We start from the raw sequence: 15,879 nt of genomic DNA on the forward strand, positions 1-15,879 counted from the left end.
TTGGTCGTCAGACGACCTGACGTAATTTGATTCGTCACGTTATGGCAGTCCTCCGCCGCCCCACGCGTCATGGCCAACACTCTGCGGGTGGTGGTTCCCCCCCATCCCCTGATCGCCCACTGGCTGACCGTGCTCAGGCATGGCGACACACCGGCGGCTCTCTATGGCACCGGCATGGAGGAGATGGGCCGCTGGCTCACCTATGAAGCGGTGCGCGACTGGCTGCCCCACCGCGCCGAAACGGTCACCACCCCGGTGGCGACGACGGAGGGACGGGTCATTGAAACGGGCGTCCCCCTGTTGGCGATCCCCGTGCTCCCGGGGGGCTTGTCCCTTTGGCAAGGGGCCCGTCAGGTTCTTCCCAATGCGGATCTGTGCCTCTCGGGCATCCCCGACCAGGTAGAAGCGCAGGCGGGCCTGGTGCTGTTTCTCGATCAAATCGCCGACGGCAGCACCCTGTTGGCCCTGTTGGAGCAGCTTCAGGCCCGAGGCGTCGAGGATGCCCGGCGCCTCCGGGTGATCACGGCTGTCGCGGCGAGCCCCGGCTTGAAACGGATCGGTGAGCGCATGCCCGAGCTCACGATTCACACGGCCTGCATCGATGAGGCACTCGACGCTGAGGGACGCATCACGCCGGGCATCGGCGATCCAGTGCAGCGCCAGCAGATTCGATCGGCGAGCCACTCGGCCGGATCGACCTAATCTGGGTGCACTGCGACACACCCCATGGCCCAGCAGCGGGACACGGCCAGCGGCACCCTGATCACCCTGGTGAGTGGTGCCGTTCTCGGAGCTGCCGGGCTCGCCTGGTGGCTTCTTTCCGAGGCGGACCGACGCCAGCGCGGCCAGCGGCAACGCAACATGCTCTACGCCTCGCGCCTCCAAGACGGGAGCGAAGCCAGCGATCCCAGCCGGCGTCGGAACAACCAGGCCCAGCTTGAGCAACGGGTGGAGCAACTCAACGCCGCCATCGCCGATGTGCGCCGTCAGCTCGAAGATCTGGGCGCCAGGAACTGAGGGCTGCGCTCGGTAGGTTGGCGTCAGTCAATCACCGGGCTCCGGCTGCCATCGATGCTCCGCTCCGACGCCGTCACGCAGGGGATCCAGCGTTCACCCAACCGAGCCATGCTCCGCGCCGTTGGCTTCGGGGATTCCGATTTCGGCAAGCCGATCATTGGGATCGCCAACGGGTACAGCACGATCACGCCCTGCAATGTGGGGCTGAACGACCTCGCCCGGCGCGCTGAGGAAGCGGCCCGATTGGCCGGTGGCATGCCCCAGACCTTCGGCACGATCACGGTCAGTGATGGGATCTCCATGGGCACCGAGGGGATGAAATATTCCCTCGTGAGCCGTGAGGTGATCGCCGATGCGATTGAAACGGCCTGCAATGGCCAGAGCATGGATGGTGTGCTGGCCGTGGGCGGCTGCGACAAGAACATGCCCGGGGCGATGATCGCCATGGCCCGGATGAACATTCCGGCGATCTTTGTGTATGGCGGCACCATCAAGCCGGGCAAGCTCGGTGGCTGCGACCTCACGGTGGTGAGTGCGTTTGAGGCGGTGGGTCAGATCACCAGCGGCAAGATCGACGAAGAACAGCTCACAGCGATCGAAAAGAACGCCTGTCCGGGCGCGGGGAGCTGCGGCGGCATGTTCACCGCCAACACCATGAGTGCCGCAATCGAAACGATGGGGCTGAGCCTGCCCTACAGCTCCACCATGGCGGCGGAAGATGCCGAAAAGGCCGAGAGCGCGGCGCGCTCCGCCGAGGTGCTGGTGGAGGCGATCCAACAAAACATCCGTCCCCTCGATCTACTCACCCGTGAAGCGTTTGAAAACGCCATCAGCGTGATCATGGCGGTGGGTGGCTCCACCAATTCCGTGCTGCACCTGCTGGCGATCGCCCGCACCGCGGGCGTGGAACTGAGCATCGACGATTTCGAGCGGATTCGGCAGCGAGTGCCCGTGATCTGTGATCTCAAACCCAGCGGCCGCTTCGTGACGGTGGATCTGCACCAGGCCGGTGGCATCCCCCAGGTGATGAAACTGCTCCTCGATGCCGGCCTGCTCCACGGCGACTGCCGCACGATCGAAGGCAAGACCCTCCGCGAGGTGCTCGCCGCTGTGCCGTCGGTCCCCCCCGCCGGCCAGGACGTGATTCGCCCCCTGAGCCATCCGCTCTATGCCAAGGGGCATCTGGCGATTCTCAAAGGCAACCTGGCCGAGGAAGGCGCGGTGGCCAAGATCAGCGGCGTCAAAAACCCGGTGATCACCGGCCCAGCCCGCGTGTTTGAAAGCGAGGAAACCTGCCTGGCCGCCATTCTCGACAAGCAGATCAACCCCGGCGATGTGGTGGTGGTGCGCAATGAGGGGCCGGTGGGAGGCCCGGGGATGCGGGAGATGCTCAGCCCCACCTCGGCGATCGTGGGCCAGGGGCTGCTCGACAAGGTGGCTCTGATCACCGATGGCCGCTTCTCAGGCGGCTCCTATGGCCTGGTGATCGGCCATGTGGCTCCAGAGGCCGCGGTGGGCGGCACGATCGGCCTGGTGCAGGAAGGCGACAGCATCACCGTGGATGCGAACCAGCTGCTGATTCAACTCAACGTGGATGCAACCGAGCTGGCCCAACGCCGGGCCGCCTGGACCCAACCCGCACCCCGGTATCGCACCGGCATCCTCGGTAAATACGCCCGACTGGTGAGCTCCAGCAGTGTGGGAGCGGTCACCGATCAACCCTGACGGACTGTCCGCCGGAACCCGCTCAGCCATGGCTCCCCTCAGAACACCGCTGCTGCAGCTCGCAGCCTTGGTGGTTTTGCTCGCCCCCATCTCCGCCAGGGCCATGCCCCTGCGGGTGGGGGTCCCGATCGATCAGCCCCCCTGCAGTGAAGGCAGCAGCAGCGGTGGATATCGCGGCTGGGCTTACGACACCTGGGGCTCGATCGCCGATCATCTCGATCGAGACCAACTCCTGGTTCCGCTCGACTCGCTGGAGGCAGGACTGCAGGGTCTCGAAACCAATGCGCTGGATGTGCTCGCGACGTGTCTGACCAATACGCCAGGACGTGCCGCCCGGATCGACTTATCCCTGCCCATCCGGGAAGACAGCCTGCGCTTGATCCAGAAGCGATCGGTCACCCCCCTGCAGGTGACCTTGGCTGTCGTCTCCAATCAGGTGCTGATCGGTAGCTTGATGCTTCTGGTGGGCCTCTCCTGCCTCACGGCCGTGCTGCTGCAGGTTGCCGAACGGAACCATCAAGCGGTCAGCCCCCCACCAACCTGGCCGCAATTGCTCCGGCAGCTGCTGCAGAACACCGGAAGCTTGATCATCGGCTCAGGCATCCATTCCCTGGGCAGCCGATCTGCATCCATTTTGATCTGGACCAGTTTTGGCCTGATTCGCCTGGTGATCGCCGCATTCGTCACCGCCAGTCTCACCACTTGGCTGATCAACAAAGATGAGGCCGGTCCGCGCTTTCAGCTCCCAAGCCGCACGGCACGCGTGGTCTCAGCAAACGACCGGATCGGTGTGATCCAGAACCATGCCGCTGAGGAAATCCTCCGGGCTGCGGAGCTCAGCACGGGAACGCAGTTCAAGCACCTGCGTCGCTACAGCAACCTCACGGCCCTGGCGCAGGCGGTGGCCCGGGATGAGGTTCGCTTCGGTGTGGTCGATAGCCAGGAGGCGATGGCGCTCACCAGCCAACGGCCATGGCAGCAGATGCTCACTGTGAACGAAGCCCGCAAGGCCTACTTCAGTTTCAGTCAGAGTTTTGGCTTCAATCCCCGCCTCCCCCAGGCGACCCAGCGGCAGATCAACCAAGGAATTAGCCGCCATCGGCTCCAACAGGCGCTTCTCGAGTCGGTGAACAGCACCTCCGAACCGTGACCGTCTCGCCGCAGCGGCGATCCTCTCAGCCGGCAAACGGTCAGAGATCAGAACCGCACAGCAACGCCCGCAGCCGCCGCGCCAGTGCTTCCAGTGGCGCCCCATCGCGAGGGCGCTCACACCGTTGGCCACTGCTGCCATCCATCCACACCGGATGGGATCCCTGCCAGAGCAACGGCCGCTCATCCTGCTGCCACCAACTGAGCATCAGGTGCAGATCAGCGCCACTGCGATAGATCTCCAGCTCCAGATCCAGCTCAGGGCGTCGGTCGCCGCCAGGGTCCCTGCTTTCAATCCGCAGGTGGGCGTCGTCTGCGGTCAGATCCACCGCACCATTCACGTTTGACTCCCCAACCACAGGCACGACCGCATGCCGCTGCGGTTTGAGGCACACATCCGCCGCCGCGGCAATCAGCACCTGCAAATCCATCAAACCACCGGTTCAATCGCGCGCACGAGCAGCTGAATCGGGCCAGCGCGGAAGCCGGTGTTCTCACGGCCATCCTCGGCAAAACGGGAATGGAGCAACTGGAGCCGGGTCACTCCCGAGGCATCAAAACGCACCGGCAGGGTCACGGGCTTGGCCCGGACCACAGGCTTGAGATCAGCCAAGGGAATCACCGTGGTGGTGGTTCCCTCAGCCTCGGTCGGCAGCGAAGCCACCCAACGCAGCCCTCCCGGGATCAGATCGGTGAGGCCCAAAACACCATCGCGACAAGCGACAGCCAGCTTGAGGGTGCGACCACCTCCATCCACCACGATCCGCAACCCCTGGGCAGCGGACCAATCCAACGGCGGCCGGAACACCGGAGAGCGGCAGCTCACAAAGCCGCCACCCTCGGCCACCACGTCACCCTCGAGCCAGAGGCCCTCGGAGCTGAAGCGGCAGCCTGCCCTGCTGGACCCGCCCATGATCGTGTCATTGAGGCAGGTCCAATCCGCAAGTCGAACAGACAAGGAGGCCAATCCTCAGTCGACCACGACGGCTTCGAACACCACCAGATCGTTGTTCTTCAGGGCCTCGGCAACGGCGTTACCAACGGAAATCGCCCGGATGCGCGCGTTAATCACGTTGAGCGCAGCGTTGGGATTGACGTTGCTGGGCAGGGTGCCGAGCACATCGCCGAGGCTGAGCTGGCCGATGGCGATCACGGGCTGCTTGGCGATCTTGCCGGCCACGAAGTAGTCACTGAGCGCCACGATCCCAGCGGGAGTCGCCGTCTTGGTGGCGAGGGCCAGGTTGGTGAGGCGAGTGGCGATGGAGGAGCAGCGCTTCTTCACCGAAACGCCTCCCTGGGGAGCGTTCACCAGGGCCACGGGGTAGGAGCCGGAACCGGCCAACGGTGCGATCGTGCTGGGGTTGATCGCCACACCATCAGCGGGGCGGGGCATGGGACCGAGACCCACCACATAGTTCTTGCCCGCTTTGAGGCACTGGAAGGCAAAGATCGTCTGGCTCTTGGCCTCAGCCATCGGCGCACCAAAAGCGAGAGCGGAGAGGGAGAGAGCGCCAGCGGTGGCAGCGAGGCGATGCAACATGGGAGGAAGGAAAAACGGCCCGAGCTTAAGGGGTCCCCAAGGCCGCCTCATCGGCAAGGATGATCACTTCGGCAGCCGGTTGCACCAGGCGAGCCGGGGTGCGCACAGGGGACTCGGCGGGATCGAGCAATCGACTGAGGGCCTGACGCTTGCCTTCACCGCTCACAAGGAACACCACCTGGCGGGCGGCGCTGAGCACGGGAGCGGTGAGGGTGATCCGATCCAGCCCCTTGCCGCGACCGATCGTGGTCCAGCGATCGCGCACCAACGGGGCCTCCGTGCCCGGGAACAGCGAGGCAGTGTGACCGTCATCGCCCAGACCGAGCAGCATCAGATCAAACACAGGCGGTGCACCACTGCACAGGCGCGACACAAGGTCCGCGAAGGCTTCGGCACTGGCCTCAGCCGACGCCAGCTCCACCGTGGGTACGGGGTGAAAACAAGCACGTGCACCCGGCTGCCCCGGCTTCAGAAGCGTGTTGCGCAGCATCCGGGCGTTGCTGGAGGCATCATCAGCGGCAACCCAACGTTCGTCGCCAAGCAGCACATCCACCCGATCCCAAGGCAGGTGCTCATGGCCGAGAACCTCGTAGGCCCTGGCCGGTGTGGTGCCTCCGGAGAGGGCGATCTGGGCTCGGTCTCGCTGATCGAGAGCCAGATCAATTGCCGTGGCGATGTGCTCTGCGGCGCGGCGGGCCAGATCCTGGGGATCCTTGGCCCGCTCGATGCGATAAGAGGTCATCCGACGAACCTCAGTTCAGCCACTCGGTGTGGAACACACCGTCTTTGTCGACCCGCTCGTAGGTGTGGGAGCCGAAGCAATCGCGCATGGCCTGCACCAGGTTCTGGGGCAAGCGCGAGGTGCGGTAGCTGTTGATGTAATCCAGCGTGCTGCTCAGGCAGGGCACGGGAATCCCGGCCTCAGCGGCGCCAGCCACGATCCTGGCCAGGCCGGGTAAGCGACGGTTCACCTGATCGGCAAACCAGGGGTCAATCAGCAGATTGGGAAGCTGGGGATCAGCGTTGAAAGCATCCTGAATGCGCTTGAGCAGACGGGCGCGAATGATGCAGCCGCCCTTCCAGATCTGGGCGATCGACGGCATATGCAGGTTGTAGTTGTGCTCGGCGGAGGCGATGCGTAGCAGCTCCATCCCCTGGGCGTAACTGGCCATGCAGGCCAGCACCATCGCATCCATCAACGGCGCCATGCCGTCGGCGGGGCTGCCCATGTCAAAGGGCTTCATTGCCGGCCCCTTGAGAAGGGTTTCGGCCTTGATGCGCTGATCCTTCATCGAGCTCATCACCCGACCGTTCAATGCGGCATAGATGGTGGGCACGGAAGCCCCCATCTGGAGGGCACTCACGACGGTCCAGAGACCGGTCCCCTTCTGGCCGGCCTTGTCCTGGATCTTCTCCACCAAGTCGCTGCCGTCATCGGGATCCTTGGTGCGCAGACACACTTCCGTGATCTCCACCAGATACGAAGACAATTCCTCGGTGCTGTTCCAGTGGGCAAACACATCTGCCATCGCGCTGCCGCTCAGGCCACCGACCCGCTTCATCAGGTCGTAGCCCTCCGCCAGGATCTGCTCGATGCCGTACTCAATGCCGTTGTGCACGGTCTTGACGAAATGGCCCGACCCCCCGGGGCCGATATAAGTGACGCAGGGCCCGTCTTCCACCTGGGCCGCCATCTTGCACACCAGACTCTCAATCGCGTCGTAAGAGGCCTTGGTGCCGCCGGGCATCATGCTCGGACCTTCCAGAGCACCCTTGGCACCACCGGACACGCCCATGCCGATGAAGCCAAAGCTTTTGCTCTCCAACTCAGCCACCCGTCGCTCGGTGTCGTGGTACTCCGAGTTGCCACCATCGATCAGTAGATCGCCTTCCTCCAGGTAAGGGGAGATCTGCTGAATCACAGCGTCGACCGGGCCACCGGCTTTCACCATCATCAGGATCCGGCGGGGACGCTCCAGCTTGTTGACGAAATCCTGAAGGTCCGTGGCGCCCTGGATGTTGCGGCCGGCCCCGCGCCCGGCGAGGAACTCCTCCGTCTTGGCGTAGGTGCGGTTGTAAACGACGCTGGAGAAACCGTTGCGTTCAGCGTTGAGGACGAGATTCTCGCCCATCACGCCGAGACCGATCAGACCGAAGTGCGCCTTGGACATGGATCCGTGAAGTCATTCACTGGGGTCAGTGTGACCACGACGGAGCGATTCGGCTGCAACCTGCACAACCTCTGACAGAAGGAGGGGATCGGTGGCGATCCCGCTGGCGCGATCAGATCACCGTGCCATCGGGGATGGAGGCATTCTTCACCACCACAACGATGCCGTTGCGGATGTAGAAACCCAGCTCAGGCCGGTCGGCTTCTTCCACGTGGTCTTTGTTGACGATGGTGACGTTGGAGCCGATCCGGGTGTTCTTGTCGAGGATGGCGCGTTTCACCGTGGTGCCCTGACCCACACCCACCGGAATGCCACCACGCTCCCTGAGAACGGCGCGCTCGGTGGAGGATTCGAAGAAATCAGCCCCCATCAGCAGCGAATCTTGAAGCACCACATCGTTTTCCACCCGGCTGCGCACACCCAGCACGCAATGGTGAATGCTGCACGACTTGAGCATGGTGCCCTCGCCGATGATCGACTCCGTGATCTGGGCATCCACGAGTTTGCTGGGTGGTAGATAACGGGGCCGGGTGTAAATCGGAAAGTCTTCGTCGTAGAAGCTGAAGGGCGGTGAAGGTTGCTGGGTCAGGGCCAGGTTGGCCTCGTAAAAAGCTCCGATCGTTCCGATATCTTCCCAGTAATCATCAAACACATAACTCTTGAGCGTCATGCCACCCGCCAGGGCCTCAGGAATGACCTCCTTGCCGAAATCCTTATGTTGGGGATGATCGTTAAGGAGATCGATCAGCGCCTTACGGCTGAACACATAAATGCCCATCGACGCCAGATAGGGCTTCTGCTCAGCCGATTCCGGTGACAAGCCGAAGCGGGAGGTGTCTACGGCCATCTCTTTGAGGGAGTTTCCCTTGGGCTTCTCCCGGAACTCCTGAATGGTGCCATGGGCATCGGTGCGCATCAGGCCGAACGCCTCCGCCTGCTGGGGGTCAACCGGAAGAGCGGCTACGGTGAGATCAGCTCCCGACTGACGGTGATGCTCTACAAAGAGGCTGTAGTCCATCCGGTAGAGCTGGTCCCCGGAGAGGATTAGATATTCATCAACATCCCATTCCTGAAACAGCCATTGATACTTACGCACCGCATCGGCGGTGCCCTCAAACCAGGATGGGCTTTCAGGTGTTTGTTGAGCCGCCAACACTTCCACGAACCCCTGACCGAAACCTGCGCTGAGGTCGTAGGTCTGGGAGAGATGTCGGTTCAGCGATGCACTGTTGAACTGCGTCAACACATACATCTTGGTGATGTTGGAGTTGATGCAGTTGCTGATCGGAATATCGATCAATCGATATTTTCCAGCCAGTGGGACCGCCGGCTTGGCCCTCATCTTGGTGAGCGGGTAGAGGCGGGTTCCTGCTCCCCCCCCCAGAATGATGGCCAGAACGCGCTTCATGCCGCCCCCTTCAGATCGGCGTTGCGCGTGCAAACTTACCGGACATTGCGCCGTTCCAACCGCCATCCGGTGAAGATCGGCCAAGAATGCTGGGAATCAGGTCTGGACTGCAGCGGTGACCGGACGGAAAGGCAAGGCCTCAGGCATCGGCGGAGGCTGGATCGAGCTCCAGCTCGAAGATCCGCTCCACAACCCGCAGGGCTTGCTGACGATCCTGACGGGGCTGGGGACTGCGCAACTGAGTCACGGGCGTGTGCAGGATTTTATTGATGATGCCCTTGCTGAGGGCTTCCACCACCTTGCGCTCCCTGGCCGAGAAGTCGGGCCCCATGCGACTGAGCGCTTTCTGCAGTTCATCCGAGCGGATCTGCTCGAGAGCTGAACGCAAGCGGTTGATCGTGGGAACCGCCTCCAGGCTGTCCCACCACTCCAGGAACAGGCGCCCCTCCTCATCCAGTAGTCCCTGGGCTTCACGAGCCACCTGCTGGCGCGCTTCCTGATTGCGCGCCACCACTTCCTGGAGGTCGTCCACATCGAAGGCCTCAACGCCGGCGATGCCAGCGACATCCGAAGCGATGTTGCGGGGCACGCCGATGTCGATCAGACGCAGGGAGCTGCGGCGGTTCAGCCGTAGCAGGCGAGCGGCATCGATGATCGGATCATCGGCCGCCGTGCTCGTGAACACCAGGGAACAGGTGCTCAAGCAATGGTCCAGCTCCTCCAGGGTGCGGCACTGCACCGGCAGCCCGGGGAAGTCGGCGGCGAGCATCTGGGCCCGTTCACGGGTGCGGTTGAGCAGCACCACGCCGGAACACCCCTTGGCCTGCAGATGTTGCAACAGCAAACGGCTCATGCGGCCGGCACCCACCACGGCCACCTGCTCAGACTCCAGGGTGACCAACTGATCGAGGCCGCGGGCCTGACCGAGCTTCAACTGGGCCAGCTCCACCGCCGCCGAGCTGATCGATACCGCACCGGTGCCGAGGTTCGTTTCACTTCGCACCCGCTTGCCGGTGCTGACCGCCTGGGTGAGGAGACGGTTGAGGATCGGGCCGATCGATTTGTGCTCCTGGCCCAGGCGCATCATCTTCTTCACCTGGGACAGGATCTGGCCTTCGCCGAGCACCAGACTGTCGAGCCCGGCAGAGACCCTCAACAGGTGGGCGACTGCGTCTTGATGGTGATACGTGAAGAGATGGGGGGTGAGGTCATCGGTGGGAAGACCGGAATGACCGCTGAGGAACTCACGCACGGCGGACATGCCCAGCTCGGGATGCCGCACCAGGGTGTAAATCTCAAGCCGGTTGCAGGTGCTGAGGATCGATGCCTCGAGCACCTGCTCATGGTCGCGCAGGGTCTGGAGCGAGGACTCCATCGTCTGCTCCGGGATACTGAGCTTCTCCCGGACTTCAACGGGTGCCGTGCGATGACTGAGGCCGACGACGGCAATATGCATGGAGTGAATCCCTCGAATCCAGACGAAACGGTGATCAGCTCAGAGCGATGCTCTGGGCGCCGTCCTTGATGTGCACCGTGTTGGTGAAGCGGCAGGTGTTGTCGAGATTGCTGATCACCAGGCTGCTGGTGCGGGTGCAGTCCTTTTCGAACTTAACGCCGTGGAACAGGAGGCCGTCGGTGATCCCGCTGCCGGCGAACACGACGTGCTCACCGGAGGCAAGCTCCTCAGCTTCATAGATCTTGTCAGGGTCGCTGATTCCCATCTCGGCCAGGCGAGCCAGGTTGCCCTCCTTGGTGAGATCGGCCCATTCCTTGGTTTGAGCGACAGCGGGGTCATAGACGAGCTGGCCCTGGAAGTGACCACCGAGGGCGCGCATGGCAGCGGCGGAAATCACCCCTTCGGGAGCGGCGCCGATCCCCATCAGGCAGTGGGTGCCGGTGCCAGCGAAGCCACAGGCGATGGCCGCTTGCACATCACCATCGGAAATGGGCTGCACGCGGGCGCCGGTGGCGCGGATTTCAGCGATCAGATCCTTGTGGCGGGCCCGATCCATCACCACGATCGTGAGCTCGCTCACCGCCAGGCCGAGGCACTCGCTGAGGATCTTGATATTTTCGGTGGCCGACTTGCGGATGTCCACCTTGCCCTTGGCAGCCGGAGGAGCGGCCAACTTCTTCATGTAGAAGTCGGGTGCATTGAACAGACCACCGCGATCGGAAGCCGCAAGCACGGCCATCGAACCGCGCTGGTTGTTAGCGCAGAGGTTGGTGCCTTCACAGGGGTCGACGGCGAAGTCGACGCCGGGGCCCGTTCCGCTACCCACTTCTTCACCGATGTAGAGCATCGGCGCTTCGTCACGCTCGCCTTCCCCGATCACGATCCGGCCCTGCATCTGGATCTGGCCCATGCGCTGACGCATGGCCTCAACAGCAGCGGCATCGGCTTCATCCTTCTTGCCGAGACCGGTGAGGCGAGCAGAGGCGATGGCCGCCTGCTCCACGACCTCGAGTATTTCCTGGATGAGAGTGCGATCCACGGGTGTGCGGCGTTGGGGACGGTTGCAGCGAACGGAGAGCGGTGCGGACCGGTCTGGGACTCGCCGAGAGCATCGGCAGGCCTGGGCCAGGGGCGCGATGCCGCAGGGCTTTCCAGCTCTTAAGCGCGGCTCACTGTATCAGTGGCTTCAGCGCTTCCTACAATCGCCGCGCACTCCCGTGGACCCTTCATGAGCACCAAGCCCCTGGTGATCTCCCCGTCGATCCTCTCGGCCGATTTCGCCCGCCTCGGCGAGGAGGTGAAAGCGGTGGATCAGGCCGGTGCCGACTGGATCCACGTTGACGTGATGGATGGTCGCTTCGTGCCGAACATCACCATCGGCCCCTTGATCGTTGAAGCCCTCCGCCCGGTGACCCAGAAACCTCTGGATGTGCACCTGATGATCGTGGAGCCCGAGAAGTACGTGCCCGATTTCGCGAAAGCGGGAGCCGACATCATCTCGGTGCAGGTCGAAGCCTGCCCGCATCTGCACCGCAACCTGGCGCAGATCAAGGATCTGGGCAAACAGGCAGGTGCTGTGCTCAACCCCAGCACCCCGCTCGACACCCTGGAGTACTGCCTTGAGCTCTGCGATCTGGTGCTGATCATGAGCGTGAACCCCGGCTTCGGTGGTCAGAGCTTCATCGAGAACCAGGTGCAGAAAATCCGCGACCTGCGTCGCATGTGCGAGGCCAAAGGTCTCGATCCCTGGATAGAAGTGGATGGTGGCGTCAAAGGAGCCAACGCCTGGAAAGTAATCGAGGCAGGGGCCAATGCGATTGTGAGTGGATCCGGCGTGTTTAATCAGCCCGACTACGCCGCCGCCATTGAGGGCATCCGCAACAGCAAGCGCCCGGAAGGCGTTCTCGTTTGATCAAGAACGGCCATACCCATTGCACAGCCCCGCCACTACGCGGGGCTTTTTCATGGCGTGGGAGCGACGGTTGAATGCATGGCGATGCAGATGGCGATGGCGATGCTCAACCCTCGAAAAACCAGCCATAGCTGTGCAGGCCGATCCCCAGCAGGTTCACGCCGATGTAGCAGACCACAATCACCACCAGTCCGGCAGAGGCCACCAGGGCAGGCCGCCGGCCCTGCCAGCCGCGACTGAGGCGCGTGTGCAGATAGGCGGCATAGACCAGCCAGCAGATCAGGGCCCAGGTTTCCTTCGGATCCCAGCTCCACCAACTCCCCCAGGCTTCATTGGCCCACACGGCACCACTGATGATGCCCACGGTGAGGAGAAGGAAGCCCACGGTGATCGTGCGATAGCTGAGGCTGTCGAGCTGCTCGGCTCGGGAAAACTGCACCGGCGAGAGCTGCCAGGATGCGGTGGACTCAGGCTCCAGGCTGGGTCCGGTCAGAGCCGCACGACGAAAGCCACCGCTTCCGATCGAACTGCTGCGCAATTCCAGGGCATTGCCCCGATCGGTGACGAGTACAGCAATGGACAGCAGGGAGCCCACCAACAGGGCGGCGTAACTGACCATGATCACGCTCACATGCATGACCAACCAGCTCGATCTCAGGGCCGGCACCAAGGGCGATGCCTCCTGCAGACGATCGGGCAGGGCAAAACTGGCGAAGGCAATGCAGCCCAGACCCATCGGCGTAGCGGCAGCCGCCACCAGGGGCGAGGCCCAGGCCCTCTCCACCAGCAGCTGGGTGAGGGTGCAGGCCCAGGCGAGGAAGCAGAGGGATTCGTAGAGATTGCTGATCGGGAAGTGACCCGACTGCCACCAGCGCAACACCAGCTGGGCGGTGAAGGCCAGGTTCGCCAGCGCCACCAGGGTGCGCACGGAACTGGAACTCTCCCCGGTGGAGAGGGCCCAGAAGGCCCAGGGAAGCGCGAGCAACAACAACGCGAACGCGATCAACCCCAGCAGCAGCACAGGCTCGGACAGGGCGGTGTCCAGGAAGGGCGTCAACGCGGAGAACACGAGAGCTGGGGAGGGGATCATCGGCCGATTCTGACGTTCGGATTCAACGGCTGGCCTGCCGAAGCAGCACGCCACCCCCGGCGAGGGAGATCAACACCGGCGCCCAGGCAGCCACCACCGGGGGCAGGGTGCCTTTGACGCCAAGGGAACTGAAACTGAAGCTCAGCACGTAGTACACCAGAATCAGCACCACACTGATGCCGAAGCCCTGGCTGCGACTGGTGCGGCCATTCGGCTTCGCCCCGAGGCTGCTGCCGATCAGACCGAAAACCAGACAGGCCATCGGCAGGGTGAACTTCTCCTGAATGCGCACGCGCATCCGCCGCGCTTCCTTGCGATCGCCGGCTTCATCGAGCATGCGTTCGGCTTCGATCGCCTCGGCCACCGTCATGTTGTTGGCATCCTTCGGCAACTTGGCAATCCGGATCGGTGCGGCACTGAGCGGATAGAGATAGCGATCAAAATCGGCCGACGTCACGCTGCCGGAGGGAGACAGGGTGAGGATCTGGCCATCGAGAAACTCCCATTTGCTCTCACGCTCGTTCCAGCGCGCCTCATCGGCCACCAACATCTGGGTGAAGCCGAGGCGGGAGAAATCGAGCACCGTGACGCCACTCATGACCCCCTCGTTGAACTTTTTGGCATAGAACAACTGGGCCAGCCCGGTCTCCGATTCGCCATCACCGGCCACCAGGCGCCCGAAGCGGGAATAAATGATGTTGCTTCCTTTCTCGGTTGACACGGAGCGACCCAGCGCCCGCTGCAGCGTGATCTCCGCCGAAAGGCTGGTGCGGGGCACGATCACGTCATTGAAGACGAAGGTGAGGCCGGTCATCACCAGCGCGAGGGCCAGGGCCGGCGCAATCATCCGTCTGGCACTGATGCCGACGCTGCGCAAGGCCGTTAGTTCACTGTTCGCCGACAGGCGGCTGTAGGCCAGCAGGGTGGCCATCAAGGTGGCCATCGGGAAGGAGATCACCAGAAAGCTGGGCAGGCGCAGCAACAACACCTGCACCGCGATGCCCACCGGCAACCCCGATTCCACAATCCGGCGGACCAGCTCAAACATCACCCCCACCGAGAGGGACACCACGGTGAAGGCCGCGATCGCAAACAGAAGGGGCCCGATCAGCTCACCGAGGAGCCAGCGATCCAGGAGAGGAATGCGTCGGCACCAGCTGCCAACGCGGGCGATCATCCGTTGGATCACAGCTGGAACCCCTCCCCGAGATAGTGGCGCCGCACCTGGGGATCGTGGGCGACCTGATCGGAGGGACCGGAGGCCAGGATCGAGCCGTCGGTGAGGATGTAGGCGCGATCGGTGATCGCCAGCGTTTCGCGCACGTTGTGGTCGGTGATCAGGATGCCCATCCCCCGATCGCGCAGACCCTGAATCAGCTGTTGCAGATCCGCCACGGCGAGGGGATCCACCCCAGCGAAGGGTTCGTCGAGCAGCAGATAACGCGGACCCTCCAGGCCCACGGCCAGGGCCCGGGCCACCTCGCAGCGGCGGCGCTCCCCGCCGGAAAGCTGATAGCCACGACGGTTGAGAAAGGCACTGAGGTGGAAATCCTCCACCAATTGATGCAGACGCTCACGGCACTGCTGCGTGGGCAGGCAGCTCTGGGCGAGAACAAGCTCGAGGTTCTCGCGCACGGTGAGCTGGCGGAAGACACTTGGCTCCTGCGGCAGGTAACCGATCCCGAGCCGGGCCCGTTCCGGCATCGGCAGCCCGGCGATCGGATGCCCATCCAGCAGCACCTGCCCCTGGTCGGGGCGTAACAAGCCGATCACCAGATTGAAACTGGTGGTTTTGCCAGCCCCGTTCGGCCCGAGCAAACCGATCACCTCACCAGGTGCCAGCGCAATCGAGAGATCGCGCACCAACGGTCGGCCCCCCAGGGTCAGGGAGACCCGTTCCAGGGTCAGGCTCATGGCAGGAGAGGGGTGACGGCCGGCAGCGGTTGGCCCTGGTCCTGGCGGATCACCATCTGGCTGAACACCTGCCCCCCCTGCGGTGGTTCGGCCACGGCGCGCTCATCGTCGAGTGAATACACGACACGTTCAGCCCGAAGGGCATTGCCACCCTCCTGAATCACATCCACATCACCGCTCAGCACCAGCCGCCCCTCCTTGCTGTAGTACTGGGCCTGACGCGAAGTGGCCACCATCCCCCTGGCGGGATAGACAATGCGCACATTGCCGAGTGCCGTCACCACACCGGTGATGTTGTCGGCGCTCTGGGTGTCGGATTCAATCGTGATCAAACCGCCCTGCTGAGCAGGCTGTTGGCTCGCAACAGGCTGTTGCGGCTGGGCGCAGAGGCCCGGCGCCAGAGCACTGAGACACAGCATGGAAAACCAGGCGGTCGACAGCCGTGACACAGAAACCGACAAGGCGTAGCCGAAGATGCGATGGCTCAATGTACCGAC

At 63.4% G+C, this 15,879-nt stretch carries 17 protein-coding genes; 5 read left to right on the forward strand and 12 right to left on the reverse strand.

What is annotated here, in order from left to right:
• The first annotated feature begins 69 nt into the window (after positions 1-69).
• Genes SynWH8101_RS07710 through SynWH8101_RS07725 form a run of 4 tightly spaced genes read left to right on the forward strand, consistent with a single transcriptional unit; the run spans position 70 to position 3,892 of the window.
• Positions 70-702 (forward strand): uracil phosphoribosyltransferase, encoded by a 633-nt coding sequence (locus SynWH8101_RS07710; protein ID WP_130129265.1) that lies wholly within the window; start codon positions 70-72, stop codon positions 700-702.
• 24 nt (positions 703-726) lie between these two features.
• Complete coding sequence (locus SynWH8101_RS07715) at positions 727-1,017, forward strand: hypothetical protein (RefSeq protein WP_130129266.1); 291 nt, start codon at positions 727-729, stop codon at positions 1,015-1,017.
• Between the two features lie 54 nt (positions 1,018-1,071).
• Positions 1,072-2,742, forward strand: a complete 1,671-nt coding sequence (gene ilvD, locus SynWH8101_RS07720) for a dihydroxy-acid dehydratase (RefSeq protein ID WP_130129267.1) — start codon at positions 1,072-1,074, stop codon at positions 2,740-2,742.
• A 28-nt stretch (positions 2,743-2,770) separates the two neighbouring features.
• Entirely contained in the window at positions 2,771-3,892 is a 1,122-nt protein-coding gene (locus SynWH8101_RS07725; RefSeq protein ID WP_130129268.1) for a transporter substrate-binding domain-containing protein, read from the forward strand.
• A 40-nt stretch (positions 3,893-3,932) separates the two neighbouring features.
• Here SynWH8101_RS07725 and SynWH8101_RS07730 read toward each other — a convergent pair whose 3' ends face one another.
• From SynWH8101_RS07730 to glpX, 8 genes are all read right to left on the reverse strand, one after another.
• Positions 3,933-4,322 (reverse strand): hypothetical protein, encoded by a 390-nt coding sequence (locus SynWH8101_RS07730; RefSeq protein WP_130129269.1) that lies wholly within the window; start codon positions 4,320-4,322, stop codon positions 3,933-3,935.
• Positions 4,322-4,849 (reverse strand): CIA30 family protein, encoded by a 528-nt coding sequence (locus SynWH8101_RS07735; protein WP_130129270.1) that lies wholly within the window; start codon positions 4,847-4,849, stop codon positions 4,322-4,324. Before SynWH8101_RS07735 ends, SynWH8101_RS07730 begins: the two co-directional genes overlap by 1 nt.
• Positions 4,850-4,861: 12 nt before the next feature.
• Positions 4,862-5,431 carry a hypothetical protein gene (locus SynWH8101_RS07740; RefSeq protein WP_130129271.1) on the reverse strand — a complete coding sequence of 190 codons (570 nt, stop codon included), beginning with the start codon at positions 5,429-5,431 and terminating at the stop codon, positions 4,862-4,864.
• Between the two features lie 25 nt (positions 5,432-5,456).
• Complete coding sequence (gene pgl / locus SynWH8101_RS07745; protein ID WP_130129272.1) at positions 5,457-6,173, reverse strand: 6-phosphogluconolactonase; 717 nt, start codon at positions 6,171-6,173, stop codon at positions 5,457-5,459.
• A 10-nt stretch (positions 6,174-6,183) separates the two neighbouring features.
• Entirely contained in the window at positions 6,184-7,602 is a 1,419-nt protein-coding gene (gene gndA / locus SynWH8101_RS07750; RefSeq protein WP_130129273.1) for an NADP-dependent phosphogluconate dehydrogenase, read from the reverse strand.
• 112 nt (positions 7,603-7,714) lie between these two features.
• Positions 7,715-9,010 (reverse strand): glucose-1-phosphate adenylyltransferase, encoded by a 1,296-nt coding sequence (locus SynWH8101_RS07755; protein ID WP_130129274.1) that lies wholly within the window; start codon positions 9,008-9,010, stop codon positions 7,715-7,717.
• A 139-nt stretch (positions 9,011-9,149) separates the two neighbouring features.
• Positions 9,150-10,466 carry a glutamyl-tRNA reductase gene (locus tag SynWH8101_RS07760; protein WP_130129275.1) on the reverse strand — a complete coding sequence of 439 codons (1,317 nt, stop codon included), beginning with the start codon at positions 10,464-10,466 and terminating at the stop codon, positions 9,150-9,152.
• A 34-nt stretch (positions 10,467-10,500) separates the two neighbouring features.
• Positions 10,501-11,505 (reverse strand): class II fructose-bisphosphatase, encoded by a 1,005-nt coding sequence (gene glpX, locus SynWH8101_RS07765; RefSeq protein WP_007102342.1) that lies wholly within the window; start codon positions 11,503-11,505, stop codon positions 10,501-10,503.
• Between the two features lie 189 nt (positions 11,506-11,694).
• Between glpX and rpe the strand changes: the two genes are divergently transcribed.
• Positions 11,695-12,378, forward strand: a complete 684-nt coding sequence (rpe, locus tag SynWH8101_RS07770) for a ribulose-phosphate 3-epimerase (RefSeq protein ID WP_130129276.1) — start codon at positions 11,695-11,697, stop codon at positions 12,376-12,378.
• Positions 12,379-12,484: 106 nt separating this feature from the next.
• Here the strand turns inward: rpe and ccsB are convergent, their stop codons facing one another.
• Genes ccsB through SynWH8101_RS07790 form a run of 4 tightly spaced genes read right to left on the reverse strand, consistent with a single transcriptional unit; the run spans position 12,485 to position 15,801 of the window.
• The gene (gene ccsB / locus SynWH8101_RS07775; RefSeq protein WP_130129277.1) at positions 12,485-13,468 is read right to left on the reverse strand and encodes a c-type cytochrome biogenesis protein CcsB; all 984 of its coding nucleotides are present in this window, start codon (positions 13,466-13,468) and stop codon (positions 12,485-12,487) included.
• Positions 13,469-13,490: 22 nt separating this feature from the next.
• On the reverse strand, positions 13,491-14,645 hold the full coding sequence (locus SynWH8101_RS07780) for an LptF/LptG family permease (protein WP_130129278.1): 1,155 nt from the start codon (positions 14,643-14,645) through the stop codon (positions 13,491-13,493).
• Between the two features lie 8 nt (positions 14,646-14,653).
• Positions 14,654-15,382: an LPS export ABC transporter ATP-binding protein gene (gene lptB, locus SynWH8101_RS07785; RefSeq protein ID WP_007102338.1), complete on the reverse strand. Its 729-nt coding sequence runs from the start codon at positions 15,380-15,382 to the stop codon at positions 14,654-14,656.
• A complete protein-coding gene (locus SynWH8101_RS07790) occupies positions 15,379-15,801 on the reverse strand; it encodes an LptA/OstA family protein (RefSeq protein WP_370587028.1) in 423 nt (140 codons plus the stop codon). Before SynWH8101_RS07790 ends, lptB begins: the two co-directional genes overlap by 4 nt.
• Between the last annotated feature and the right edge of the window lie 78 nt (positions 15,802-15,879).

This window comes from Synechococcus sp. WH 8101, assembly GCF_004209775.1.
Lineage (GTDB): Bacteria > Cyanobacteriota > Cyanobacteriia > PCC-6307 > Cyanobiaceae > Synechococcus_C.